The 24,821-nt window shown below is 57.6% G+C and carries 20 protein-coding genes; 11 read left to right on the forward strand and 9 right to left on the reverse strand.

The features are described 5' to 3' along the window. The first annotated feature begins 1 nt into the window (after position 1). The 8 genes from AC4FIA_RS11590 to rfbA all read left to right on the forward strand — a co-directional run bounded on the left by AC4FIA_RS11590 (position 2) and on the right by rfbA (position 8,900). Entirely contained in the window at positions 2-853 is an 852-nt protein-coding gene (locus AC4FIA_RS11590) for a metal ABC transporter permease (RefSeq protein ID WP_490365973.1), read from the forward strand. Further along, positions 850-1,674, forward strand: a complete 825-nt coding sequence (locus tag AC4FIA_RS11595; RefSeq protein WP_490365974.1) for a metal ABC transporter permease — start codon at positions 850-852, stop codon at positions 1,672-1,674. Before AC4FIA_RS11590 ends, AC4FIA_RS11595 begins: the two co-directional genes overlap by 4 nt. Positions 1,675-1,857: 183 nt before the next feature. Next, positions 1,858-4,395, forward strand: a complete 2,538-nt coding sequence (locus AC4FIA_RS11600; protein ID WP_490365975.1) for an ATP-binding response regulator — start codon at positions 1,858-1,860, stop codon at positions 4,393-4,395. Positions 4,396-4,576: 181 nt separating this feature from the next. Then, positions 4,577-5,440 carry a hypothetical protein gene (locus AC4FIA_RS11605; RefSeq protein ID WP_490365976.1) on the forward strand — a complete coding sequence of 288 codons (864 nt, stop codon included), beginning with the start codon at positions 4,577-4,579 and terminating at the stop codon, positions 5,438-5,440. A gap of 126 nt (positions 5,441-5,566) precedes the next feature. Further along, the gene (rfbC, locus tag AC4FIA_RS11610; protein WP_490365977.1) at positions 5,567-6,133 is read left to right on the forward strand and encodes a dTDP-4-dehydrorhamnose 3,5-epimerase; all 567 of its coding nucleotides are present in this window, start codon (positions 5,567-5,569) and stop codon (positions 6,131-6,133) included. Continuing rightward, positions 6,130-7,167 carry a dTDP-glucose 4,6-dehydratase gene (gene rfbB, locus AC4FIA_RS11615; protein ID WP_490365978.1) on the forward strand — a complete coding sequence of 346 codons (1,038 nt, stop codon included), beginning with the start codon at positions 6,130-6,132 and terminating at the stop codon, positions 7,165-7,167. Before rfbC ends, rfbB begins: the two co-directional genes overlap by 4 nt. A 6-nt stretch (positions 7,168-7,173) precedes the next feature. Then, on the forward strand, positions 7,174-8,031 hold the full coding sequence (gene rfbD, locus AC4FIA_RS11620) for a dTDP-4-dehydrorhamnose reductase (RefSeq protein ID WP_490365979.1): 858 nt from the start codon (positions 7,174-7,176) through the stop codon (positions 8,029-8,031). After that, a complete protein-coding gene (rfbA, locus tag AC4FIA_RS11625) occupies positions 8,028-8,900 on the forward strand; it encodes a glucose-1-phosphate thymidylyltransferase RfbA (protein ID WP_490365980.1) in 873 nt (290 codons plus the stop codon). The genes rfbD and rfbA overlap by 4 nt, the downstream gene beginning before the upstream one ends. A 2-nt stretch (positions 8,901-8,902) precedes the next feature. Here the strand turns inward: rfbA and AC4FIA_RS11630 are convergent, their stop codons facing one another. The 3 genes from AC4FIA_RS11630 to AC4FIA_RS11640 are packed head-to-tail and all read right to left on the reverse strand — an operon-like array spanning position 8,903 to position 11,609. After that, positions 8,903-9,823 (reverse strand): sulfotransferase, encoded by a 921-nt coding sequence (locus tag AC4FIA_RS11630; RefSeq protein ID WP_490365981.1) that lies wholly within the window; start codon positions 9,821-9,823, stop codon positions 8,903-8,905. Beyond that, the gene (locus AC4FIA_RS11635) at positions 9,820-10,485 is read right to left on the reverse strand and encodes an ABC transporter ATP-binding protein (RefSeq protein ID WP_490365982.1); all 666 of its coding nucleotides are present in this window, start codon (positions 10,483-10,485) and stop codon (positions 9,820-9,822) included. Before AC4FIA_RS11635 ends, AC4FIA_RS11630 begins: the two co-directional genes overlap by 4 nt. Further along, the gene (locus tag AC4FIA_RS11640; protein ID WP_490365983.1) at positions 10,482-11,609 is read right to left on the reverse strand and encodes a KpsE/RkpR family capsule polysaccharide export protein; all 1,128 of its coding nucleotides are present in this window, start codon (positions 11,607-11,609) and stop codon (positions 10,482-10,484) included. Before AC4FIA_RS11640 ends, AC4FIA_RS11635 begins: the two co-directional genes overlap by 4 nt. Before the next feature lie 182 nt (positions 11,610-11,791). Here AC4FIA_RS11640 and AC4FIA_RS11645 point away from each other — a divergent pair, with 182 nt between their 5' ends. Continuing rightward, positions 11,792-12,769 (forward strand): glycosyltransferase, encoded by a 978-nt coding sequence (locus tag AC4FIA_RS11645; protein ID WP_490365984.1) that lies wholly within the window; start codon positions 11,792-11,794, stop codon positions 12,767-12,769. Here the strand turns inward: AC4FIA_RS11645 and AC4FIA_RS11650 are convergent. Genes AC4FIA_RS11650 through AC4FIA_RS11660 form a run of 3 tightly spaced genes read right to left on the reverse strand, consistent with a single transcriptional unit; the run spans position 12,714 to position 16,764 of the window. Beyond that, positions 12,714-13,493, reverse strand: coding sequence for a sulfotransferase family 2 domain-containing protein (locus AC4FIA_RS11650; protein WP_490365985.1), 780 nt, complete (start codon positions 13,491-13,493; stop codon positions 12,714-12,716). The genes AC4FIA_RS11645 and AC4FIA_RS11650 overlap by 56 nt on opposite strands. Continuing rightward, positions 13,490-14,215 (reverse strand): CatB-related O-acetyltransferase, encoded by a 726-nt coding sequence (locus AC4FIA_RS11655; protein ID WP_490365986.1) that lies wholly within the window; start codon positions 14,213-14,215, stop codon positions 13,490-13,492. The genes AC4FIA_RS11650 and AC4FIA_RS11655 overlap by 4 nt, the downstream gene beginning before the upstream one ends. Next, positions 14,215-16,764 carry a glycosyltransferase gene (locus tag AC4FIA_RS11660; protein ID WP_490365987.1) on the reverse strand — a complete coding sequence of 850 codons (2,550 nt, stop codon included), beginning with the start codon at positions 16,762-16,764 and terminating at the stop codon, positions 14,215-14,217. The genes AC4FIA_RS11655 and AC4FIA_RS11660 overlap by 1 nt, the downstream gene beginning before the upstream one ends. 204 nt (positions 16,765-16,968) lie before the next feature. On the opposite strand from AC4FIA_RS11660, the gene AC4FIA_RS11665 reads away from it, so the two are divergent. Together AC4FIA_RS11665 and AC4FIA_RS11670 are read left to right on the forward strand one after the other, a co-directional pair. Beyond that, positions 16,969-18,057, forward strand: coding sequence for a DUF2793 domain-containing protein (locus AC4FIA_RS11665; protein ID WP_490365988.1), 1,089 nt, complete (start codon positions 16,969-16,971; stop codon positions 18,055-18,057). Positions 18,058-18,146: 89 nt separating this feature from the next. Continuing rightward, the gene (locus AC4FIA_RS11670) at positions 18,147-20,594 is read left to right on the forward strand and encodes a calcium-binding protein (protein WP_490365989.1); all 2,448 of its coding nucleotides are present in this window, start codon (positions 18,147-18,149) and stop codon (positions 20,592-20,594) included. On the opposite strand, the gene AC4FIA_RS11675 is transcribed toward AC4FIA_RS11670, so the two are convergent. The 3 genes from AC4FIA_RS11675 to AC4FIA_RS11685 form a co-directional block, all read right to left on the reverse strand. After that, entirely contained in the window at positions 20,595-21,404 is an 810-nt protein-coding gene (locus AC4FIA_RS11675) for an ABC transporter permease (protein ID WP_490365990.1), read from the reverse strand. It lies immediately after the preceding gene. Positions 21,405-21,490: 86 nt separating this feature from the next. Then, positions 21,491-23,353, reverse strand: coding sequence for a M10 family metallopeptidase C-terminal domain-containing protein (locus AC4FIA_RS11680; RefSeq protein WP_490365991.1), 1,863 nt, complete (start codon positions 23,351-23,353; stop codon positions 21,491-21,493). Positions 23,354-23,447: 94 nt separating this feature from the next. Continuing rightward, entirely contained in the window at positions 23,448-24,767 is a 1,320-nt protein-coding gene (locus AC4FIA_RS11685; protein ID WP_287476597.1) for a UDP-glucose dehydrogenase family protein, read from the reverse strand. Positions 24,768-24,821: the final 54 nt, after the last annotated feature.

Below are 24,821 nucleotides of genomic sequence, written 5' to 3' on the forward strand. Positions count from 1 at the left end.
CATGTCGGTCCTGCTGGAACCCTTTGCCTATAACTACATGACCAACGCGATCTGGGTGTCGGCGTTGGTGGGCGCTGTTTGCGCGTTTCTGTCATCCTACCTGATGTTGAAGGGCTGGTCGCTGATTGCCGACGCGCTGTCCCATTCGATCGTGCCCGGCGTGGCAGGGGCCTATATGCTGGGCTTACCCTTTGCCTTGGGTGCGTTTCTGGCGGGCGGATTGGCGGCGCTGTCGACGTTGTTCTTGCGCAGCCGGACGGGGCTTAAGGAAGACGCGATCATCGGGTTGATCTTTACCGGCTTTTTTGGGCTGGGCCTGTTTATGGTGTCGCTGAACCCGATGTCGGTGTCTGTGCAGACCATAACAATGGGCAACATTCTGGCGATCTCGGTCGAAGATACTGTGCAACTGGTCATCATCGGGGCGGTGTCGATGGTGGTGCTGCTGGCCAAGTGGCGCGATCTGATGGCGGTGTTTTTCGACGAAAACCATGCGCGCAGCATTGGCCTGCCGGTGACGGGCCTGCGTGTTGTGTTCTTTACACTTCTGGCGGCCTGTACGGTGGCTGCGATGCAGACCGTGGGCGCGTTTCTGGTGATTGCGCTGGTGGTGACGCCCGGGGCGACGGCCTATCTGCTAAGCGATCATTTTCCGCGTCTGATCCTTATTTCGGTGATCTTCGGCGCGGTGACCTGCGCGGTGGGGGCGTACCTGAGCTATTTCCTGAACGGCGCGACTGGCGGCATTATCGTCTGCCTGCAAACAGCGATGTTCCTGATGGCTTATCTGTTTGCGCCTAAGCACGGGTTGTTGGCGGCGAAACGGCGGGTCGCGGTAGAGGTGGTGGAATGATCCAAGAGCTGCTGCTGCCGTTCCAGTTTCCGTTCATGCAGAACGCCTTTCTGATCATGGTGCTGATCGCACCAGCCGCTGCGATGCTGTCATGTTTTCTGGTTCTTAAAGGCTGGTCGCTGATGGGCGACGCGGTCAGCCACGCGGTTTTGCCGGGTGTGGTGCTGGCCTATGTGGTTGGCGCGCCGCTGATCATTGGGGCGTTTCTGGCGGGACTATTTTGTGCCGTTTCGACCGGATTTCTGGCAAACACATCACGGGTCAAACAGGATACGGTGATGGGCGTCGTGTTTTCCGGCATGTTCGGACTTGGCATCGTTCTTTACACGGCAATCGAAAGCGATGTGCATCTGGATCACATCCTATTCGGCAACATGCTGGGTGTCGGACCCGAGGATTTGTGGACGGCAGGGGCGATTTCTATTGCAATCGCGGTCATCCTTCTGGCGACATGGCGGATGGTTCTGGCCCATGCGTTTGACCCGATGCACGCCCGCATTGCGGGACTGCCAGTTCGGGTGATCCATTACGGATTGCTGGCAATGTTGTCGGGCATGATCGTAGCAATGCTGTCGTCTGTGGGGTTGGTTCTGGCGATTGGCATGCTGATTGCACCGGGCGCAATCGCGTATCTGATGACCGAGAAGTTCTCGCTAATGTTGATCTATTCCGTACTAGTCGCACTTCTTTCGTGCATATCCGGCATCTACCTGAGCTTTTGGATAGATAGCGCCCCAGCTCCGACAATTATCCTTATTTTTTCGGGGCTTTTCGTACTAAGCTTGGTGTGGCGCAGCGGGTTCGGCCGCAGAGCTGCCTAGCAGATCGGGCAGTACTGTCACCTTTCGGATAGCTAGCAACAAAAGGGCGAGTGCTATGTGTTTGGAAGCCTGTTGCGCCCAAAAATCGTCGAAATCCCATGGGATAAGGTGAATATGGGCGACATCTAAATTTGCAAGTAACGAAACGATATCAAGTGTAAGCCGATTGAAGCGCCATAAGAAATGACTGAGCACACGGACGGCCAACCTTTCAGAAGCGATCTGGGTGTACCCGAGCCTTTGCGTGAAACCTTTTCGGTTTCGCGTCTTTTCCGTTTGCGCCGGGCGATCAAAAAACACCCCGTCAAAGGGCTGATCTACTTTGCTCCGCTGGTGCTGTTCTGGACCCTTGCGATGACCTACGGGTCGCTGGTGCACGGCCGGAACGACTTTGCCGTTCAGTATTCGCCTGCGATCTCGCTCTATTCCATCATTCTGGGCATTCTTGTCTATCCGGTGCGTCTGTTCTGGATGCCGACCTTGGCGGCGGGTGCCATTTTCCTTGTTCCGATCATGATCCCGGCGCTGAATAACGATGCATGGCAGTTTACGCTGCAACAAGCGCCCGAGATCGTGCTGTATTTCCTGATTTCCAACATGGTCATGGGCACGATCATCGGCCTTTCCGTGGCCAGCATCAATTTTGGTCCGCAGCGGTTCACGCCCTATGGCGCGGATATCGCGCAGGTGATGCTGTCTGCGGCGATTTTCATAATCGTGAACGTGACCTTTATCCTGACGACCTCGGTCGTCTTTCAGGGGCTTGATCCGGACATTCGGGCAATGGCCGGATTGGGCGACAACTATGTCGAGCTTGCCATTCGTCGTTCGTTGCGCGGCGGCTCGGTTATGTTGGCGTTCTTCCTGATCATTTTGCAGCGCCCGAAACGCCGTGATTTCCGGTCATTGGCTGCGACCATTCTTCTGTTCATCGCGCTTGCCTTTTTGCACACGAACGGATTGGGCGGCTTTCCGTCGCTTGATGCCTCTGTCGTGGCGGTCTTTCTGGCTGTGGTTTTGCCAAGCTCGATCGCGACACTGTCGTTGGCATTGGGGATTGCGATTTATGCCGCGGCCACGGGCACCTATCTGAACGATCAGGTCTTTGCGTCCGCCGAAGAGGCGTTGCTTGACACCTATTCGATCATCGTTTTGCAAATCGGAACGTTCGTTCTGGCCCTGCGCAGCTATTTCGAGACGCGCGAACAGGAGCACGTAAACAATATCAATCGTCTGGATGCGGCGCGCGACTTTGCCGACGTGGGTATTTTCGCGGTGAACCTGAACCGTGGTTTGATCCGTCTGGACAAAACCGGCATGCGCGTCATGGGCATCGATCAATCGGTCATGAGCCTTGAGACGGTTCTTCAAAGGATGCGGCCCGAAGACCGGCTGGCGCTTGAAAGCATCAACTTTCTTGAGGCAGGCAAAAACGCCAACCTGAACATCCGCATCACGCGGCACGAAGACGATATCCGCGATCTGATGATTTATGTCTGGTCCGAACAAACCGACAGCGGGCTGATCCTTGCTTTCGGTCTGGTGCTGGATGTGACCGAGCAGAACGCACAGGCCACCAAACTGCGCCGGACGTTGTCGGAACTTCAGGAAAAGGATGAAAAGCAACGGCGCATGTTCTCGATCATCTCGCACGAACTGCGCACGCCGGCGTCGGTGATTTCACTGCTGGCCGATGACCTGACCGCAGAAAATGTCAAAGAAACGCAGGCCCAGCTTCAGGAAGGGTCGGAACAGCTGTTGGGTGTTCTGGCCGACATGCGTCAGGCCGTGAACCCCGATCAGAACATGACCATCCAAAAGGGTGCCTATGCCCCTGCGACGGTGGCCCAGTCGGTGCGCAACACGCTGCACTATCTGGCCGAAGAAAAGCAGATGGAGATTGTGTTTTCCCTAGCGGCGGGTGCAGAAAACAACCGCATTGGGGATCAGCTTCGCGTTAAGCAGGTGCTTGGAAATCTGGTCAAGAACGCACTTGTCCATTCCGGTGGCACCTACGTGAAAATCGCGTTCGAAGAGCTGATTGCGAACGGGCGAACCTATAGCCGCTGGACGGTTTCGGATGACGGCAAAGGCATTCCGAAAGAAGACATCGATCGCCTGTTCGCGCCGTTTGAACGCGGCGGTGTCGAAGCGGGCAGTCGACCGGACGGCAGCGGGCTTGGCCTGTTTATCGCCAAGCTGACGGTCGAAGCGCTGTCCGGCAAGATCGAGTATTTGCCCCAGATCAAAGGCGTGGCCTATCAGTTCACCGTTCCCGAAGACATGGCGCCTGCGCGGGCGTCTTCTGCTCCGGCGCCCTCGGCCACGACCCGCTTTGAAGATTGCCGTGTTCTGCTGATCGAAGATCACGTGCTGATGGGGCAAGTCACGCAGAAACAGCTAGAGCGGCACTTTGGCCGTGTCGATCTTGCCCAGAACGGCCGGATCGCGCTGGAATACATTCGCAACGACCCGCCCGATCTGGTGATCACCGATCTGTTCATGCCCGAACTTGAAGGCGATGAGCTGATCCGCGAGATGCTGCAGGATGGCTTTGATATTCCCACGGTTGGCCTGACTGCTGCGGCTGTGGGCAACGATATGGACCGTTTCCACGAAGTGGGCGCGGAACTGGTCTTGCAAAAGCCGTTGAACATGGACGAAGTGCTGAGCTTTGCCTCCGATTTGTTCAGTCCGAGTGTTTTGAAACGCGCGCAGTAAATCCTGCAAAATTCAAATCAATTTGTCTGCTGAATCCTTTCCAGAGTTTAGCCCGTCGCAACGTTTCCGCGCGCAATGTGGGGAAACGTGACGATGATTTCATTGTCGGGGTACAGAACCCGTCAGTTGATCCGTTGTCATGTGACGAGAGCAGAACAAAGGGCAGAGCGGCAGAAACCAAATGGGCTTTTTCACTGCATTCATGGCATTCTTTTCTATCTGGGGATTAGGTCAGGGGCAAAACGCGGGCTCTGACCGGTCGTCAGATCACAATGATCAACGTGATGCTGAGCCCGAATATAACGAAATGTCCAATCTTGTGGAAAGGCAGTTGGGATCAGATACGGTCGATACCGCGTCCGAGGCAGAATTAGACGACAGCTATACCATCGACGTTGTTTTCGACGACGACGTGCCAGAGGCTTTGCGAGAGTCCGTTCTGCGCGCGCAGGAAACGCTGGAAACCCTAATCACAGGCGATGTCGCGGGCACGGACACGATTGATGATTTGCAGGTCCGTATCCAGATGGCGGCGATTGACGGGCAGGGGGCATCGGTTGCCCGCACGCTGGTGAATGAATTTGGCGCGGACGACCTGCCTGTTGATGTGGACATTTTCGTTGACGAGGATGACATCGCGGCGCTGGCCGAACGGGGCGATCTGGACAGTCTCGTACTGCACGAAATGCTGCATGCTGTCGGCTTCGGTGTGTCTTGGGAACGACTGGGGCTTATTGGCGAAGACAGCGAAGGCAACGCTGTCTTTACAGGGGACCATGCAACCGCCGTCTATGCCGAGATGACGGGAGCCGACGACGATCCCGCCGGAGTGCCGCTGGAACAGCACGGATCAGGTTTTACCGCCCAGCGACACTGGGATGAAGAGCGGATCGATGGCGAATTGATGATCGGCTACCTGACGGGCCAGACCTCGGTTTCGGACCTGACCCAAGCGTCCCTGATCGATATCGGCCATGAAATCTCCGACGATGAAGAAGAGGAATGGGACAGCCGGATCAAGGGATTGGCTGATCTGGTTTTCTGATTGTACCGCAAATTTGGCCGTTGGCCGCCGAAACACGGTTGAGAAAATTCTCCTATTTCGCCGTGACTTCACCACAATCGGACTGTTAACAGAAACCCACGACTGATTGTGCATGGGTATTCCGGTATGGACATTGAAAAGACCGCTTTGGACGGTGTGATGATCATCACGCCCAAACGGTTCGGGGATCATCGGGGGTTCTTTTCCGAAAGCTGGAACAAATCAGCGATGGATGCCGCCGGATTGTCCTATGACTTTGTGCAAGACAACCATTCGCTCTCCATGACGCCCGGCACTGTTCGGGGGCTGCACTTTCAGGCACCTCCGCGTGCGCAGGACAAACTGGTTCGGTGCGGTCGCGGGGCGCTTTTTGATGTGGCCGTCGACATCCGCAAGGGTAGCGCGACCTACGGGCAGTGGGTCGGCGTGGAACTGACCGCAGAAAACGGCAAACAACTGTTGGTGCCGGCGGGATTTGCCCATGGATTCATGACGCTCGTTCCCGAAACCGAAATCATTTACAAATGCACCGATACCTATGCGCCGGAAGAGGAAGGCGCGCTTTTGTGGAATGACGCCGACATCGGGATCGACTGGCCGCTGGATATCGCGCCCGTGCTATCTGACAAGGACGCTGCTGCGCCCGGGTTGGCAGGGTTCGACAGCCCCTTTGTAGCTGGAGCGACGGCATGAAAATTCTGGTGACAGGTGGTGCGGGCTTTATCGGGTCAGCGGTGGTGCGACAGGCGGTCGAGCGCGGGCACGAGGTGGTAAACCTTGATGCGCTGACTTACGCGGCCTGCCTTGAGAACGTGGCGCCCGTAGCAGACCGGCCGAATTACACATTTGTTCACGCCGACATCCGTGACCGCAAGGCGCTGGACCGGATTTTGGCCGATCACAAACCGGATGCCATCATGCATCTGGCGGCCGAAAGCCACGTGGACCGGTCCATCGACGGACCGGCCGATTTTATGGAAACCAACATCATCGGAACGTTCAATCTGTTAGAAGCGGTGCGCAGCTATTGGGTCGCCCAAGGCAGACCGGAGGGCTTCCGTTTCCATCATATTTCGACCGACGAGGTTTTCGGATCGCTCGGCGCTGATGGCCAGTTTACCGAAACGACGCCCTATGATCCCCGTTCGCCTTATTCCGCGTCCAAGGCATCGTCGGATCACTTGGTTCGTGCGTGGCATGAAACCTACGATCTGCCGGTCGTCCTGACCAACTGTTCGAACAACTACGGCCCCTACCATTTTCCGGAAAAGCTGGTGCCAGTTGTGATCCTGAACGCGCTTCACGGTCGCCCGATCCCGATTTACGGCAAGGGTGAAAACGTCCGTGACTGGCTGTACGTCGAAGACCACGCCGACGCGCTGTTGCTGGTGCTGGAAAAGGGCGAGTTGGGACGGTCTTACAATATCGGCGGCGAAAACGAGCGCAGCAATCTGGAACTGGTGCAAACGATCTGTGCCATTCTGGATAAAAAGCGCCCCGAAAACGCGCCCCATGCTGACCTGATCACCTTTGTCACCGACCGTCCCGGGCATGACCTGCGCTATGCAATCGACCCGACACGCATCAGTACCGAATTGGGCTGGCACCCCTCGGTGACGGTTGAGGAAGGCCTTGAGAAAACCGTGACCTGGTATCTTGAAAACACCGACTGGTGGCAGGCGTTGTTGGATCGCGATGGCGTCGGCAAACGGTTGGGAACAGGGTAGGGTGCCATGACCATTCTTGTCTTTGGCAAAACCGGTCAGGTCGCGACAGAACTGCAGACGCTTGGCGGCCCACTGGTTACCGCGTTGGGGCGCGATCGGGCTGATTTGACGGATCCGCAGGCCTGTGCCGCCGCGATCCGTGATGCCAATCCAACCGTTGTGATCAATGCGGCCGCCTGGACAGCCGTCGACAAGGCCGAAAGCGAAGAAGCGGCGGCGCAGATTGTGAACGGCGATGCACCGGCAGCGATGGCGGCTGCCTGTGCTGAACTCGGTATTCCGCTTGTCCATATCTCGACCGATTATGTTTTTGACGGCAGCGGCACGACCGCGTTTAAACCGGATGATCCAACCGCGCCTTTGGGGGACTACGGGCGCACAAAACTTGCAGGCGAAGACGGGGTGCGCAGTGCGGGCTGTCCTTATGCGATTTTGCGGACGTCTTGGGTTTTTTCGGCGCATGGCGCGAATTTTGTGAAAACGATGCTGCGGCTCGGGTCCGAGAGGGACAGTCTGACGATCGTTGCGGACCAGATCGGCGGTCCGACCTCGGCCAGATCAATCGCGGCGGCCTGCATGACAATCGCGGACCAGCTTTTGTGTGACCAAAGCAAAAGCGGCACCTATCATTTCAGCGGGGCCCCGGACGTCAGCTGGGCCGACTTCGCGCGGACGATTTTCGAACGGGCCGGTTTGGACTGTGCGGTGACGGATATTCCAACCTCGGACTACCCGACACCAGCGGCCCGCCCGTTGAATTCGCGGATGGACTGTTCCAGCACCGAAGCGGTTTTCGGCGTGTCGCGCCCAGATTGGCTGGCGGAACTGGACCTTGTTTTGAACGATCTTGGAGTTTTCTCATGACACAGCGCAAAGGGATCATCCTTGCTGGCGGTTCCGGCACACGGCTTTATCCGATCACCATGGGTGTGTCGAAACAGCTGCTGCCGGTTTATGACAAACCGATGATTTACTATCCGCTGTCGGTGCTGATGTTGGCGGGTATCCGGGAAATTTGCGTGATCACGACGCCTCAGGATCAGGACCAGTTCCAGCGCACCTTGGGCGACGGTTCGCAGTGGGGATTGTCGCTGACCTATGTCGCGCAGCCCAGTCCCGATGGTCTTGCGCAGGCCTATTTGCTGGCAGAAGAGTTTCTGGATGGCGCACCGTCGGCGATGGTTCTGGGGGACAATGTGTTTTTCGGTCATGGCCTGCCGGAAATGCTGGCCGAGGCGGATCAGAAGGAAGTGGGCGGCACGGTGTTCGGATACCGTGTTGCTGACCCCGAACGATATGGCGTCGTGGCCTATGACGAAAACGACCAGGCGACGCAAATCATTGAAAAACCAGCCAAACCGCCATCGAACTATGCGGTGACGGGGCTTTATTTCCTTGATGGCACTGCGCCGGAAAAGGCGCGGGCCGTAAAGCCGTCGGATCGTGGAGAGCTTGAGATCACATCGCTTCTTGAGATGTATCTGAATGCAGGATCGCTGGACGTGCGGCGTATGGGCCGAGGCTATGCCTGGCTGGATACCGGCACGCACGGGTCGCTTCTGGATGCGGGCAATTTTGTGCGGACGCTGGTCCAGCGGCAAGGCCTTCAAATCGGCAATCCCGATGAGATTTCATACCAGAAGGGGTGGATCGACGCCGATCAGCTCCGCCAGCGGGCCGAAACCTTCGGAAAGAACGACTATGGTGCCTATCTTCTGGCGCTGCTGAACTGACGCTATACGCGCCATTCAGCGGGGACCTCTGATCCGTAGCGTTTTCGGATGCCGTCGTACTGCGATGCGAACACGCTGCGCATTTTTTCCCGCAGGTCGGTGGGCAATTTCACCGGCTTCCCGCGGTTCACATGGTCCGACAATGGGGCCTGAACCGGTTTGATGTTCAGAAACCGGCAGATGTTGTCCAAACTTTTCGGGTTGAACAGGTTTTCATAGAAAATCGTGCGCCAATGGTCGTCCGGAACAGCCTGTTCAAGGCGTGATAGCGTGGACAGATAGTCAGCACGCTCAACCCGCGCCATGCGCCCCGACGCAATCAGCGTTTCGGCATGGGTGATGCAGGCCAGTTGCAGTTCCGATTGTGTGACGTCAGGGCCAAGCCGCGCGGATACACCCATGCGGATTTGCGACCACATGCGCGCGACGGGATCGCGCATGATGAACAGAAACTTCGCATTGCCGATCTCGGCCATTTCCGAAAATTTCCGTTTTGGAAGAATGGCATAGGCGGGGGTAATGTCGGCAATCACCTTTTGCCCCGCATACCCTTTGCAAAGATACCGGATATAGCGGGCGTGGTCCGTCGCGGTTTGCCCGCCATGGATCGACAAAAGCGAGACCAGATTTTCAAGCCGGTCCAACGTTTCCTGTTTCGGGGAATTGCCCTGTGCTTCCAGCGTTTCCACGATCTGGCGCAGCGCTTTGAGGCGGATGTCGTAGCTCAACGTGTTCTGACCGGTTTCGATATCAAAATAATGCACCTCTTTCGCGGGTGGAAAATGGACCTCGGTGCTGCGGGACAGGTATTGATAAAGCCATGTTGTGCCCGCCTTCTGCGCGCCGATGCAGTAGAACATGCGCGCTGTGTCGGGAAAAGTGACCGCGTTCGCAAACTCTTTGGCGATGGGCATCTGGATCATGCGCAGTTCCTTTTAAGCAGTTTCTCGTGCCGCGAAATTGCGGCTTCGAGATCGTCAAAATAATCAAGCCGGCCGTCATGCAGCACAGCACCCGCAGTGCACATCCGACGCAGCATCGGCATCGAGTGGCTGACAAAAATTGCGCTGGCCCCAGCAACACGAGACGCAAAAACAGCGCGGGATTTTTCGACAAAGGATTTGTCGCCAGCGCCCGTCGCCTCGTCAATCAGGTAGGTGTCGAAATCCAGCGCCATGTTGATCCCGAAGGCCAAGCGCGCCTTCATGCCTGACGAATACTGGCGCACGGGCTGATGTAACTGTCTGCCCAGATCGGAAAATCCGGCGACAAACCCGAGTACCTTACGGGTGTCTGCGCCATAGATGCGGGCGACGAATTTGACGTTTTGCGCACCTGTCAGATCGGGATGCATCGCGCTGGCGAGGCCGACAGGGTAGGATATGCGCCCGTCGCTGAGAATGTCGCCAGAGTTCGGGCGCGATGCCCCTGCTATCATGCGTAACAGCGTGGATTTCCCCGCGCCATTCCGCCCCAGCAAAGCTACCGATTGGCCGGTCGGGAACACCGCCGAGATGTTGTTCGCGGCCCAGACGCGCCCCGTCGGGCCATCGTAGAATTTACTTAAATTTTTCAGCACAATCATCGCCGGTCCCGAAATGCGTAAAGGATCAATGTGCTGAGCATCCATGCGAGCCCAGCAAAGAACGCGACCATCGTAAGCAGGCCCCAGCGATGTGGGCGCAGCGCTGCCTCGGGCAGGGTCGGGTCGATGTGTGATGCAAGATAGCGGCTTTTGCGCTGCGCCTCGGCCAGGGCATTTTCGAAACTGGCGCGCGCGGCGGCATAGCTTTGTTCGGCAAATTGCAGATCGACCATCAGGCCTTCGTATTCGCCGATCAGATCGGCAAAAGCGGTGTCCTGACCGCCGTCCTGATTGCTGCCCAACCCGAGCTTTGCCTGCTCCTCGGCGATCCGTGCTTCGATCACCATAACGCGGGCTTCGGCCTGTTTGATCCGTGGGTCCGCGCTTCTGGCGGATTGGCGGAGCACGTCCACATCGATCAGGGTCTGTGCCAGCTGTTCCTGAAGCGAAGACAGAAGGCCCATCTGGCCCTGAACGCTGGCCTCGGGATCAACGATCTGGGTTCGGTTTCGAAACATGGTCATGTCTTCGCGCACGCGTTTCAGATCGGCCTTGGCGCGGTCAAGTTCTGCACGGGCGTAGCGTGTCGCGTCTTCGCGGGCGATGGCCGATAGGTGGTTAATCATATCGGCGCTTTCCTGATAAATCAGGCGGTTCAGCGCGCGGGCATCTTCGGGGGTAAAGGCCTGAACCTGCACCTCGATCAGACCGCGGCCTGTGTCGGTGTTGATCGTCACGCGACGGTTCCAGTATTTCGTCAGATCCTCGATCTGGCCGGGTGCGTGATAGGCGAAGATCGGATCAGACGCGGGGTGTCGCCAATCCGTTCCGGGCAGGGACCAGAGCGTGCGTAGGTCGAGAACGGCGTCAGCCTTGGCAACCAAAGCAGGGCTTTCGATAAAGCGTGCGAGAATGTCTGCGTCCGAGGCCGCAGCGCCGGGCATTTCCGCAACGCCACCCAAAAGTTCCAGCGCAGAGCCGGTTTGTTCGGTGCGGACGGAAAACCCCGAGAGTGACACGTAACGATCGGCGGCGCGCGTCCACAGGTACCATGCACTGACCAGAAGAGGCGCGATGAACATCAGCAAAAACGTGCCGATCAGCGCCCAATGATGTCCGGCCATTCGTTGATGATGGGCGGCGTGCCCCGTCTGAAAAGCGCCGTTCTGTGCGGGACGAAGCGGGATTGGATCAGACTGTGCCGACACCTCTGTTCACCTTTCATTATGGGAATCTTTAGCAAAACGTAACGAGACCGACCTTAGGGTCATGGAGTGAAGAGAAGCTGAATCCAGAAAGGACCGTCGTGCCAAATTCGCCGAAACATGTTCGTCTTTTGATGGCCACGCGGGATGGGGCCGCTTATTTGCGACCGCAGTTGGACAGTTTGATTGCCCAGACCCACACGGATTGGTCGCTGGACGTGGCCGATGACGGATCGCGGGATGAGACGCGCAAGATTTTACGCGAATACGCGGCAGAATATCCGCAAATCCGGTATTTCTACGGGCCCGGGCGGGGTGTGGCGGCGAATTTCCTGTTTCTTTTGGCGCGTGCGGTGCGGGAACGGCCCGACGCACTGATCAGCTGTACCGATCAGGATGACGTCTGGATGCCGGACAAGCTGACAAATGCCGTCCGTTGGTTCGCCAGCCAGTCCGGCTGGAATCGACAGGCAATGGCCTATTGCTGTCGGGCAATTCTGACAGATGCCGAACTGAATGAAACGGGCACGTCGTCTCTCCCGCCACGGGGCGCGTCTTTCGGAAATGCGCTGGTCCAGAACATATTGCCGGGCAACGCGACGGTTTTATCCCCGCGTGCGGCCGCCGCTGTGGCGCGTACCGTTCCTGCCGCGATCGCTGCGGATGTGCCATTTCATGACTGGTGGGTCTACCTTGCTTTGACCGGCCAAGGGGCCACGATCTTTAATGACGAAAAGCCCGGGCTTTTCTATCGCCAGCACAAGGGAAACCAATTGGGCCACCACAGCCAATTGCGCGGGCGATGGGCGCGGTTTGGCCTGTTGGTCAGTGGGGCTTACGGTGAATGGATCGACCGGAACTTGCGGGCCTTGGAAGCCATCCAAGGGTCGTTAACTTCTGAGGCGATGCAATGTTTGGGCGAATTCATCGTGGCGCGGAAAAACGCGGAGCTTCCCCAATCCGTTCATCGTCAAAGCGCGATGGGGGATCACCTTTTGTTGTTACTCGCGAAAACGGGCCGGCTTAGCCGACCATCCGGTATGATGCCCCAGCAGGCGCAAAACCAAGCGCGTGCATAAGTCGCTGGTCAACGGCGATCATCTGTTCAAGCTTTTGCACTGCCTCCTTTGACAGAAGGGCCGCCAGTTTCGGCCATCTGAAGCCGTCTGACGGCCCAACGTTGACGCGTTTGTCGACGATGGACACAGATTTGCCTGTCCAGCGTTTCAGGTCTCTTTCAAGGGGCCGTAGGTCATTGGTGTGATAAAGTCCGGACAGGTCACGAGCCGCGACTTGGGCCCTGGCCAGAAGAACCTCGGACGGCATATGGATCGCCTGCGCCGCGCCGCGAATGCGTTTGGTGACCAGATAGCTGCAATAAGGGTTCCAATAGTGGTCACGGATAAAGGCCTGCCACATGGTGTTTCCGGCAAAAAAGTAATCTTCTGCAGACCACGCCGCCGCCCGCTGCATGCCTATATTTTCGGGCAGGGTCAGAGCGTTGGGCCCGATCAGGTCGGCCTTTCTGCGCAGATAGAAATAGAACGATGCAATCCGTTCTAACGGGTCCCGTAAAACTGTGAACGCCTTTGGGTGGTCGGGCAAATGTTCCAAGTCGACCCAGTCGATGTGGCCGGAATAGATTTGGTAGCCGACAGGCATTTGGGTTTGGCTCTCCGGCACCTGAGTGTGCACCCGTATTGGCGACACGTTTTCCGACCCTGCGATTTCGGTCAGCGCGGCATGAATGGATTGGCCAGCGGTTTTGGGGATGTGCAGAAAGACCAGTGTGGGACGTGTCATGCGGCCAAGCCTTGCGTGCTGAAACAGTCGAATACATGCGGCTGCACGTCTTTCATGTCGCGCAGTCCGGCGATAAATCCGTCCAGATCTGAGGGGTCGAGGTGCTGAAGCTGCCAAGGCGCAAAGCGCCACCACCGCAGGTTCAGCATGGCCGATTGTTGTCGGGCAGGGATGCGCATTTTCAGAATTTGCGCCGGATTGCCGCCGACGACCGCATAGGCCGGGACATCGCGCGTCACGACAGCACCAGCGGCAACAACAGCGCCATCCCCGATGGTCGTGCCAGCCGCGATATACGCCCCATGCCCGATCCAGACATCATTGCCGATCGTGGTGAGTTTTACGTGTGTTGCAGGCCCATTCCGGATGTTGAAATGCGGGGGCCATGTCGCCCCGTTTGCCCAGTTTTGCGGATCGAGCGAAATCAGAGCCTGCGCCTGATAAAAGGCGGGGCTGGTTGAAGCCCAGGTCATCGGATGGTTCTGGCGTCCGATCTGAACGTTTTCACCAAACGAACAGTACCGGCCGATCCGCGCGCCGAAACAATAGCCGGACACCTGATAGGAAAAGGCCCCGAGACACAGGGAATGTTCGTATTGCGTCCATTTCAAGCTGCAGGGGGCTTCGATTTCGCATTGATCGGGAAGGTTGATGGTGGCGCTGCCGCGGGGCAGAACCTCGATCCCAAGTGCGTGTAGATGGTCAATGGCGACGGGCTTCATTACGCGGCCCCTTTCAATGCGTGCATTTGGACTGTCTCAAGGATCAATTTCGCCGCTTGTTGTGGTGCGTTGGGACGGGTCAATAGCTCTGCTGGCAGTGCGACGCCGTTCGGTGCGTTCTTTACGGCTTCGCCCTGAGCGCCAAGATCGAAAGCTAGGCAGGGCAGGCCCGTCGAAACAGCCTCATGAACCGTGAAGCAGAACGTTTCTGGCCAGATTGACGGGATCAACCAGTGGGTGACATTGTATTTCTGAGCCAGCTTCGCGATGTCCCGACGGTCGTAGGCACCGTGGACTGTGACCCACGGGGGCAGACCGAACGACGGGTCCACTTGTCCGATTACGGCCAGGCGAACGTTCGGATTGCGCGGCATTTGGAGTGAGAGCGCACGCACAAACTCTGCCCCCTTTTGCTGGCCGATTGCACCGAGAACGGCGATGGTGATGCCTGTGTTTCCGTGTTGCATCACGCGCGGAAACGTGGGGGCGACATGGGGCTCGACGCGGATCGTTTTCTCCAGATCGGGCCAGACCCGAGAGACGATGGTTTTGCTCGATTTGGAAAAAACGGTCAGCTTGGACCGCTTGGCCAGTCGATGCCACGCGTTTTGCCAGTCGGTCAGCGGTGTGATCGTCCCATCCGGTCGCGTGTAAAAATGCGCGCGATCCTGTGTATCTGCCATGGGCGGACCGGTGTAGCGGCCGTCTTGCCCCAGCAACGTGTAGGACGGAGAAAGAGGCAGGTAGTCGTGAAACTTCAGCTCGGACAGATCATGGGGGTTCAGCATCGACAAAAGAACGTCCGGCAGCCCAGCAACGTCGCGATCACCGACAGCGCAAGAGTAGATCACGCGTTTGCGGGGGATCAGTGACAGAAGGCTGCGGACGTCCTCAAGCTCATTGGTTTCACCGCTTGTTTGCCCGTGCGACGTCCAGAGTTCGAGCCGCCAACGATGCGTGCCCCCAAGGCGCAAAACAATCGCGGCTGGGTTCGTTTCCAACGCGCTCTGGATGTCCTTTTGCAGGGCATGCTCTGCACCGCCGCCCATGGAATGCCCAATAAACACAGGGGGATGTTCTGTCGCAATCGCACCGGCCCATGCAAATGCAAGTGCGAGCCTGCCCGAGCTGAGCGGATCGGCCACGATGAAATCCTGTACCTGCTGGTCGTAGTCAGGGTAGCGGTTCAGAATGATGTTGTGATGTGCGGTTATCAAAGCGGACTTGGCCGCGTCACCAAAGCTTTGACCACCTGCATGTTCGACAAACAGCGCCGGTTGCCCCACGTGACGCGCGCCAAGGGCGCGGGTTTTCTGGCACCAGTCGACCTCTTCCCCGTAGCCGCGCCCGAATGCGGTATCCAGCTGCGGTACGTGGCGAAGCCACTCACGCGAAAACGCCATGCAGAAGCCGACGCCTGTTGGCAGGGTCGCTGTCCAGTCGAGAGGATTCAGGCGCTGCGCGGCAAGGTCGATCCGATCCGCTTGACCCGCCTTCAAACCGACGTTCTGGCACAGGATGGGCGCGGTCATGACCTCGGCCGCATTGGACATCGGTGTGACGCTGGCAATACCGGGATCTGTCAGCAGCGGCGCAATCAGGCGCATGGCCCAGCCGTCCGGTACAAATGCATCCGAGTTCAGCAAAACCACGGGCCAGTGCCGTTCTGCTTTCATATTTGCGACGTGATCAAGGCCACGGTTCACCGTGCCGACAAACCCGATATTTTCAGCGTTTTGCAGCAATGTCGTCTGGCTTTTGTTGCGCGCTGTCCACGCGTTCAAAAAGGGCTGAACGTCGGGATCAGGGGATGCGTCGTTGATCAAAACAAGATGCCACGGAATATCTGTGTGCGCCTCAACCCGCCTTAGCGCCTCTTTCAAGGACGCCAGTGCGTTGTAAACCGGCAGCACAATCAGCACCCCGGGTTTACGAGACCTGCGCAATGCTGCCAGCGCAGGATGCATCGCGCCAACGGGGCCCAAAGAGGGCACTCCGCCCGCCCGTGGGACGGGATGGCAAAGGCCCAAGTGTCGTTTGACCTGTTCGCGGTATTTCGGCCGTCGTTCCGTCATCCAGCCAATGATCGCGGGCAGCGCTGCAATGCCGTCGCGCAGAAAGCCTAGAAGGCATCGGCGATGCGCGCGTTTGATCTGACGCGGTGAAAAGGAGGGGAGGCTGACGGGACCCACCTTTGGCGCATCACTGGCAGGTGTGACCTTCAGGCCCGGCGGCGCGCATTTCGGTAGTTCGGAAAACCCGATTGGAAGCGACAGATCAAACCCCTGAGGGCCGGAAATTCCGGCTGCAGCAAAGACATCACTGCGCCAGATCGAGGGTTTTGCGACCGCCTGTTGACCTGCAAGAACCAGCGAAACGGTTTCGGCCTTGGCCCATCCCACAACCCGAAAACACCCGTTTTCATAGGCGATCCGGTCAATATGCCCGATCACCGCCCCACTGCTGTCTGTTAAAGACGGGCCGGACGCGGACAAACCCAAATGCCTGTGCGCGTATCGGGAATATAGGGCTGCGATCTGGCGGAACATGGGACCTCCTGCTGGTGATAGCTTTTGGTGCCATGGCGACTTTTAAGACCGGTTTAAGTGAAACGGTAAAACAGCCGGTTGTATCAAATGCGAGATATTTTTCGGTTGGTGCCCAGCCACAGCGCAACGCCCGCCACGGTCGTCGAAAATTAAGGGGCTATTCACCAAGGTCCGGTCAACGCAATCTAGACCGCCGAGGTGATCATGCCGTCCGTTTCCGCCGTTCTTTCAATGCCTTACATCGAACCTTCCCAAGCCCAGAAGCATGTCACCCACAATGAAGCGCTTCGCGTGCTGGATGTGCTGACACAACTGAGCGTGCTGGACTGGGCGCTGACCGTGCCGCCGACAGAGCCCGCGACGGGCGATTGTTACATTGTGGCGGCGTCTGCCACTGGTGACTGGGCGGGGCACGATCAGGACATCGCCGTGTTCGAAAACACATATTGGCGCTTCGAGACACCCAAAACAGGGTGGCGCGGATGGGTCGTGGCCGAGAACGCCGAGGTTGTTTTTGATGGTACCGGCTGGGCTACGTTCCCGACATCGCTATCCAATATTGACGGTCTCGGGATTATGACATCATCCGACAGCATCAACCGTTTGGCCGTCGCGTCCGAGGCATCGCTTTTGACCCATGCCGGTGCAGGGCATCAGTTGAAGATTAACAAGGCAGCAGCGGGCGATACGAACAGCCTGTTGTTCCAGACAAACTGGTCAGGTCGGGCCGAAATGGGTTTGGCGGGCAGCGACGCGTTTTCCATTAAGGTCAGCCCCGATGGCGGTGCGTGGATCACCGCGCTTGAGTTCGATCCCGCGACAGGTGCGGCCAGCGGCGCCGCGGTGCAGGCCACGCCCGACGACACCACGGCGGGCCGTTTGATGCGGGCCGATTATGGTTACGGTCCCGGTAATCTTTTGGGCGCGGTATCATTGTCGGGTGGAACGCCGACGGGCGCGGTGATCGAAAGTGGGACAGGCTATGTGCGTTTTGCCGATGGCACGCAGATCGCGACAGCCAAGCTGATATTGGTCCAAAGCGATGCCGCCACAGTGTCGGCCGCGTGGAGTTTCGGCCAGTCGTTTATCACCGCCCCGATGGTGCAGGCGACGCTGGATATGGCAAGCACTTCGGGCCTGACCCCGAATGACGATACCCTATTGGGCGTGGGCGCAACTGTGCCGGACGGGGCCTCGGCCACCATCAGCCTGAAACGCGTCGCGGGACAATCGGATTTCGGTGTCTCGGACAATTGCGAAGTCTTTGCCATAGCCATCGGGCGTTGGGCCTAGGGTATTCACGTAAAATTCGTGAAAATCGCCACCAGCGAGCCTTAATCTTTCCGTGAGATTTGCCCGACCTGACAGCAAAAATTGCGGTCATGTTTGCGTCTGTGGTTCATCTTGGTTCTGTCTTCAGCGACGCCCAGCCTGTTTTGCTGGGCGCACGCGATTTGCAGGTTGTCGAAGGGCCGAACGGGATAACTGCATATCTTGTGGCCACCCCAACCGAGGGGATCTGGCTGTCCCAGTGGACAGTGGGAAACACCGGCCTGTCCCTGACGTCATCAGCGCAAGCGGTGGGAACCGCATCTGTTGGCGAAGATCCGGTCGTCAGCCATACGACGACGTCAAATGGCGATACTTTTGCCGTTCTTTCGGGAACCTCCCAGATCGGGCTGACGGGCTATGACACCGACAGCTTGACACTTGAAGGCAGTTTCGCAAGCGGGATTGATGCCGATCTGACGCATTTCGTCATGCACGCAACCGGCGGCACAACCTATCTTTACGGGATCGAGGACGGTTCTGCGCGGCCCTCGGTCTGGGCGGTGGATGCCACAGGGCAGGCGACGTTGGTTGAGGCGGGCGTGACAGTGACCTCCCCCTATCACGACAGCCTTCTGATCGCAGGGGGCTATCTTGTTGCCGGCTCTACTGGCACGCGCGCGATTACGGTTTACGACATAGCATCGGACGGCACGCTGATTGCGCATCAGGAAATCGAACGCAGCGACACGCCGGGTATTTCAGGAACCACACATCTGGCCACGGTTGAGGCGGACGGCACCCGTTTTGTCATCATTGCCGGTCAGGACAGCAGCACACTCAGCGTTTATGCGCAAAACCAGAACGGGCGTCTGTTTTTGCGCGATCACATCATCGATTCACGCAATAGCCGGTTTGACGGCGTGTCATCGCTGGATGTGCAGGTGATAGGCGATGCGATCTATGTGGCAGCCGCAGGTTCAGACGGCGGCGTCAGCCTTTTTCGCATGATGCCGGACGGACAACTGGTTCAGGTCGCCACCCTTGTAGACGAACTGGATAGGTCGCTTGCCGGATCGGTCACACTGGATCTGTTCAGCCGCGCGGATGGCGATCTTGGGCTACTGACCATGGGTAGCAGCGAAAGCGGCATCAGCCTGTTTTCTGTTTCGGAAACGGCCGCGATTGTCGGGGATAGCGACGGCGAGACGCAGTTGGCAGGAAGCGTGGGGCAGGATCTGTTTGTTATGACCGCCGACGCCACCCGCGATCAGATCACCGGCTTCGACATTACCGAGGACATGCTCGACCTGACGGCTTGGGCCTTTTATCGCAGCCCAACGCAACTGGTGATCAATCCCACTGCGACGGGCGCCGAAATCAGATTTCAAAGCCTGATCGGCGAAGAGGTGTTGGTCATCACCTCGAATGACCTGCAACCGATCGACCCCGATCTTTTGACGGCGGCCCTAACCACCGGACCCGACCGGTATATGCCCTGGTGGCTGACCGGCAGCCGCCCTGATGAAGTCATCCCCGGCCAACAGCTGGATGGGACCACCGTCAACGACACGCTTCAGGGCGGTGATGGCGATGATGTTATTCTGGGCCGCGGCGGTATCGATCTGATTGATGGCGGGGCAGGGGCCGATAGCATCGCAGGTGGCGAAGGAAGCGACCGGATTATGGGGGGTGCTGGCGATGACACCGTGAGCGGCGCCAACGGCTATGATCATATCCAAGGCGGCACCGGTAACGACCTCATCAGCGGGAACAATGGCAACGACAGTCTTTTCGGCGATCTGGGGGATGACATTTTATTCGGAGGCCTCGGGGCAGATCTTCTTGAGGGCGGCGAGGCAAACGATGATCTGTCGGGGGATGCGGGGCCCGACCGGCTGTTCGGTGGATCAGGCGCGGATACGTTGAACGGCAATGCCGGTGCGGACCAGCTTGATGGCGGGCTTGATCACGACGTCCTGCTGGGCGGGCTGAACCACGACGTTCTGGCGGGCGATTGGGGCGATGATACCCTGGACGGCGGATCAGGAAACGACACGCTGGATGGCGGGGAAGGGAACGACAGTCTCGAAGGTGGCGCAGGGACAGATCAGCTTGCGGGCGGGAACGGGGCCGATATCCTTTCTGGCGGGATCAACCATGACCAGCTGTCAGGCGGGGCCGGTGATGATCAATTGTTTGGCGGCAATGGCGACGACAGCCTGATCGGGGACAGCGGCAATGACACGCTGTTTGGAAACTCAGGTGATGACCGGTTGGAAGGCGGCGGCGGCACGGACATTCTGAACGGTGGTCTGGGGGCCGATACCTTTGTGTTCCGCGGTGGATCGGTGCGGATCGAAGATTTCCAGAACGATGTGGACCATCTTTTGATTGATCCCGCATTGTGGGGTGGCACCGCATTGGAGCCCGATGAAATCGCGGCCCTCGCCTATGTTCAGGACGGCACAGTTGTTTTTGATTTCGGGCCGGACGGACGCCTTGTGATCGAAGGGGTCGGAACGACGACAGCGCTGGAAAACGATCTTGGCATGGCCTGATCACAGTTCCAGCAAATCCCGCCGGAACGCCTGCAAGATCAGCAGGCCGAGAGCCGCCGTGAACAGCGCAAATCCCAAGGGGTAAAGATAGCCCGCGTAATCGGCCGAATAGAAGGCATATGTCGCCTTACGTGACAGGCCGGTGATATGTACCAAAGGGTTCCATTCCAGCCAGTCGCGGTAAGGTTGCGGCACCATATCGTGCAGGAAAATCACACCAGAAACCAAGACCATAGGCCGCATCAACACCGACCAGATGCTTTGCCAGATCACGTATCGTGTGATCAGAACACAATTCAGGCACCCGACACCAAACCCCAGCGCCGCCGCCACGCCGTAACAGGGGATTAGGATCGCCAGATCCAGTCTTTGTGCTGGATCGAAGGCCAGCATAATGACCGCAAGAATAACCACCGTCACAACTGTCTGTGTCAGAACGGCCAGAAGGAAGCGCGCCAAAATCGTATCAAGCAGCGTCACACGCGGATAGCCCAGTAAGGGTTTTGACTGGTTGATAGCCTGTGACACCTTGGTGCTGACGGCCTGAAACATGACAAAGGGCAGAAAGCCGCTGGCGTAAAACAGCGCGAAGTCATCGCCCAAGGGCGGGGCGCGGAAGCCGATCGAAAACAGGATCACCAACGCTGCAATGCCCACGGTAGGCTCTAGCACAGCCCAAAGATACCCGCCCGGGGACCGCCCGTAGCTGGTTGCCATTTCGCGTAACACCAGCGCGGCAATCACACGCCAAGTGGCCCCCTGTGTCTGCCCGTGGACCGAGCGCAAGACCGGCTGTTTAGAAGATGGCATTCCTGTTCCCTTCCTGTGTCAGATGGTTTTGCCCCGACACAGGTTAAAAGCAGGTTCAAATCGGCGCATGACGCGCCGGTTTGCGATCAGAGGAAATCAAATACGGTATCCGTATACAGCCAGTCAATCGAATAGGCTGTCGCGTCCGTCGGCTCTTCGATTTCCTGCGCGTTGGGCACACGCGTCGTGAGTGATAGTCCCGAGAACAGGCCGATTGTGGACGTCGTCGTCGAAGTTGTTGTCGATTGTGACGTGCGAACAAAGCTGAAGCTGTCGAGGCTCAGGAAGCTTTCAAGCAGGTTGTGCTGCGATGCAAAAAGACGGCCAAGGCCCGTAGGCTGCGTACCAGTTCCACCACCACCCGTACCACCGGATACCGCGTCAGACACTGTCACTGTACCATCAGAAAACGCGATGAATTCGATGTCGGTCAAGCTGTCGGTGCCAAAGCTGGACACAAGCTGATAGCCGTCGGCAGTTTGTGTCACTGTCGCATCCGCACGCGCCACAGCGACAACAAAAGTGTCATTGCCCAGACCACCGTTCGCGACGTCATCGCCATAGCCGCCTGTGAACATGTTGTTGGCGTCATTCCCGATCAGGATATCGTCATTGCTGCCCCCTGTGGCGTTTTCGATGATCACACCGTTCGCGATTGTAAAGCCGCCGTAGATACCATCCGCCTTGGAAACAAAACCACCGCCACCAAGTTCAGCGTTCAACGTGGCTGCGCGCAAATCGATGGTGACACTGGCCGAACCTGTGTAAACGATTTCATCGGTGCCACCGGCATCCCAGATCGCCTGATAGCCGGTGCCCGTCGCATTCACAGACGCCAGTGTATAACTGTTGTCACCGGTCGCGTGCGTCATGTTCGCGCCATAGGTCGCCTGCAGCTGGGCAATATCCAGCGCCATAGGTCCGATTTCATAACCGTAGTCGTAGGTGCTCGGATTACCCTCAGTCGGAAAACCCGTATTGTACGACATCGTCGTATAAATGCCTTGGTTCAGGTCAAAAATGCCATAGCTGCCAAACGGAGCTGTGACGCCCGGCATAATGGTCGATGTACCGCCATTGTCATGCGGGTGAGCCAAGCCCATGCCATGCAGTAATTCGTGCGTGATGGTGACAAAGCCGTAGCCACCGAGTTCCAGATCGCCGCCCGCTGTTCGATCCCATTGGGTTGCATCAAAAACGCCCACGCCTGAATTCGTACCACCGGGCGGAATGAAATAGCCGAGAAACGCGCCGTTAACCTCGTTGGTATCAACGATGATGCGAAAATCTGCCTGCGATGCATTGGTCGTCACAACAAAAGTAACATCCGCCACTTGTGACATCAGTTCCAGAGATTCAAGGAACTGCTGACGTTCGTAGCTGTTCACACCCTCGGACGTGAAACCGTCTGCGGTGTATCCGCTTGGGGCGAAGTAGACCGTGATCGTGTTCGACGACAGCGATGTGCCCCAATCCAAGGTTGCCAAAAGATCAACGTCAGAAAAAGAAACCTCTTCAACGGACAGTTGGTACGTACCCACGTAGGAGGAGTCATAACCGCGCGCAGCGATATACACGGTCTGGTTGGTGTCAGAGTAGTAGCTTGTCGACGCCCACAGATTGGTTCCCGAGTCGTCATCCTGAGCCAGGACATTTCCGTTCGAGTCATAAATCGTCAGATAGCTGTCTTCGAGCGTTCCGTTGCCAAGGTCGACCTGAATGTATTGCCCTGCCGTTAGGTCGACCGCATACCAATCCTGATCACCACCGGTTTCGATGGAACTGTTAACGGTGTCACCTACCAGAATTTCGTACGACGTCCCAATGGTTTGCCCAACTTCCTGTGTCGGGGTCAATGTGCGCGACAACTCAGGATCGACCGTACGATTGTCGCCGGACAAATTTATTATCCAGCTTTGGAAAATCGAGTTGCTAAAACGTATGGGCATGTTTTCGGTCCTAGAAAGCGCGAGAGTCTAATGGCGGAAAAAGGCTACCTTTTGAATAACGGCATGCCGAAACGGCATGTGACCGCTATGCAAACTATATGCCGAATCCCGCGCGTCCGATGCTGTCATAGGCAACAAATCCGGCATCTTTCGCATCCCGCGAAGAATAGATGTTGCGCAGGTCAGCAAGGCGGGCGTCTTTCATGCTTGCGCTGACCCGTTTCAGATCAAGCGCACGGAACTCGTTCCACTCGGTCAGGATCACCAACAGATCGGCATCTTTGGCCGCGGCATAGGGGTCATCGTACCACTGAACACCCGGCAAAAGGGCTTCGCCTTCGCGTTTGCCTTGCGGGTCGGTCACACGCACTTCGGCACCGGCACCCACCATGGCGGGCACAATTGTCAGGGACGGCGCATCGCGCATGTCATCGGTGTTGGGTTTGAATGTCACACCCAAAACGGCCACGGTTTTACCGTTGAATGACCCACCGACCAGATCGAGCAGTTTGTCGAACATGCGGCGTTTGACGTCTTCGTTGATCTTGATCACCGCCTCGGTGATCACCATCGGGCTGGCGTGGTCCTGACCGATGCGGGCCAGCGCCTTGGTGTCCTTGGGGAAGCACGAACCGCCATAGCCCGGACCTGCGTGCAGGAATTTGTTGCCGATCCGACCGTCCAGCCCCATACCCTTCGACACCTGTTTTACGTCCGCGCCGACCTTTTCGCAAAGGGCCGCGATTTCGTTGATGAAGGTGATCTTGGTCGCCAGAAACGCGTTGGCGGCGTATTTGATCATCTCGGCGCTTTCCAGATCAGTCGTCACAATCGGGAAATCACGCAAGTACAGCGGGCGATAGATATCGGCCATCACCTGCGCAGCACGATCTGTTTCAACTCCAACCACGACGCGATCAGGCTTCATGAAGTCATCAATTGCCGCGCCTTCGCGCAGGAATTCAGGGTTCGAGGCCACGTCGAAATCCAGATCGGGGTTTGCTGCAGCAACCACTTCGCGCACTTTGGCGTTGGTGCCGACAGGAACCGTCGATTTAGTGACGATCACCATATAATGGTCCGCAGCCTTCGCGATCTCTTCGGCCGCAGCCATCACATAGGTCAGGTCCGCATGGCCATCGCCGCGACGTGTGGGCGTGCCCACGGCGATGAACACCGCATCCGCATCCTTGATCGCCTCGGCCAGATCGAGCGTAAAGGTCAGACGACCCGCATCGACGTTTTTCGCCATCAGCAGGTCAAGACCGGGCTCATAAATCGGCACTTCGCCACGTTCGAGCATCTCGATCTTGCGCGGGTCTTTGTCGACGCAGACAACCTCGTGTCCGAAATCGGAAAAGCAAACCCCCGAAACCAACCCAACATAGCCGGTGCCGATCATCGCAATCTTCATATGCTCATGCCTTCTTGTACTGTTTAAAGGGTGTCATGCTGTAGCAGACAATCG

This window comes from Thalassococcus sp. (assembly GCF_982780845.1).